This window comes from Rubritalea profundi (genome assembly GCF_002954445.1).
GTDB lineage: Bacteria > Verrucomicrobiota > Verrucomicrobiia > Verrucomicrobiales > Akkermansiaceae > Rubritalea > Rubritalea profundi.
This window is the reverse complement of the sequence record NZ_MQWA01000001.1, coordinates 2261434-2263388: the sequence shown is the minus strand read 5'-3', so window position 1 is coordinate 2263388 and position 1955 is coordinate 2261434. Positions and strand designations below refer to the sequence as shown.

General features: G+C 52.3%; 1 protein-coding gene. It reads right to left on the bottom strand.

The features are described 5' to 3' along the window. Positions 1 to 1943 (bottom strand): glycosyl hydrolase family 28-related protein (locus tag BSZ32_RS18830; protein WP_206018803.1); only part of this gene is annotated, 1943 nt, incomplete at its 3' end. Between the last annotated feature and the right edge of the window lie 12 nt (positions 1944 to 1955).

Genomic DNA, 1955 nt, shown 5'->3' with positions numbered 1-1955 from the left:
TTTATCATCTTGCTGACGTTCGACCACGAGGAATCGCGGAATACGACCTTTTCGGCCTTACTGGGGGCAACCACTGTAACCCCGTCAAAATGACAATCTTCAAAGTGCACTCCGATGGGCGAGCTAAGTGTGACCATCGTCCGCGGACCTCCGAAAGTACACTCTTTTACGCTAACCCCACGCGACCGGGGAGTTCCCCAAAACGGGTTGAACTCGGTTTTAAAGTGGAACGATTCGAAACGCGTATTCTCAAAGCGGATATCGCTCGCGCGGAAGCGGGTGCTTGCATAAGGTCCAGCTCCCGTGGAACTGGTGGTGCAATTGCGGATCAGCGTACCCCGGTTTAACACCTCGTCGTTAATCACCACATCACCGGGCTCTATACCGGAAGGTAATTGTTCAAACGTGAGGTGGAATCGTTTTTCGCTCTCGGGTACATTCTGGAGCGCAACCATTCTAGCCATTCCGCGCAGGTGGGTCTGATCTTTATTCCAGATGCTGACCCAGTCCCCTTTGACCCAGGTGTGAAGGTCTTTATGATCACGAAATCCTGCGTCCATCGTCAGGGTATTTGACTCTTGGGAAACCACATTGTGAATGCGCGTGTAAATCGCAAAGGTGTCATCATACTGCGCCGCCCCATCCATATCGCAGCCATCGATCAAAGTGCCGAAGCGGGCGTTTTTAATATGGAATCCATCGCGCCATGAAGCGAGTAGTTCCGTTTCCGGGTGCTTCATCTTGAGATCCACATTCTCGAAAGTAACCGGGCCGCTGTTGCCCTTAACCTGCATCCAGAAATAGGGCACCACATAGTAGCGGACATTGGAAAACTTAATTCTGGCGCTTCGCAAGATGCTAGTCAGTCCATCACGATGACCATACTCTTTGTGAGGAACAATGAATTCAGTTGCTCCCGCTTTTTTTGCCGCGATCAGCCGCGGCTTCATCGTTCTGTGTGCAAAATCACTCCCCTTAGCGGCTTGACCAACATGCAACCTTACGTGCCGCGGGTCATCCAGTGCCGTTACAGAGTCGATATAGATGCTCTGAGTCTTATGACTCGTCCTGGCTCCCGGGTGATCAGGCGCAAAGGAGCGCGCAAAATAGGGACTTTTACTTTCACATTTACCGGTAAGCGGAACGGGGTAACGCTCCGGCACCACCAGATCCACCGTCATCTTTTCGATGTTAATTTCGGTCACTTTGCCCTGATAGTAGGGTAGCGGATCGTAATCAACGAAGAGGCCGTCGATCTGAATATTCCGGGAACGCTGAATTTTCGCCAAGCCATCCGGCGGATGTAAGATGATTGTGGAACCATGCCCCTCGATTTTAATATTCGCCGTATCAAACAGCTCAAAAGCCACCTCGTAGGTCAGGTCATCCTTCCCGATAACGCGGTAGTGCTTCTCTTTTTCAAAACGAATAATCGCCCCCCCTGCAGCTTTCGCCGCCGCGACCGCTTTGTGAATCGCAGCCATATCGTCGGTCAGCCCGTCACCCACAGCACCGTAATCGGCAACATTCAGAACCTTGAGACCGGTAAAATCGGGCGTGGTAGAAACAAAATGAAAGGCAAGCCGGTAGGCCACATCGCCCGACGGCACTGCTTTTATTTCGATCCGGGAACCGGGAGCCAGACCTTCAAAGCGGCTTTCCAGCCTGAAAAAACCGAAATCGTCAGATGTGCGCCCCTTAACTTTGGACGGATCGTTGGATGCCGTTACCGTTTTCACCACTTTACCGTTGAGGGTCATGACAATTTCAACCTCACCCGCCGATAGCACCTCAACCCAGGCGGTTCCGAGCTGATAATCGCCGCCCTGTTTGAGCGTGTAGCTCCAGCTTTTCGCTTCGGTGAGTTTTCCGGAATCCACAGCGGCAACCAACCCGGCTTCAACACGCTCGGACTCCGTCATCGTCTCGTATGAAATGGCCACGGGAAGGTTTTT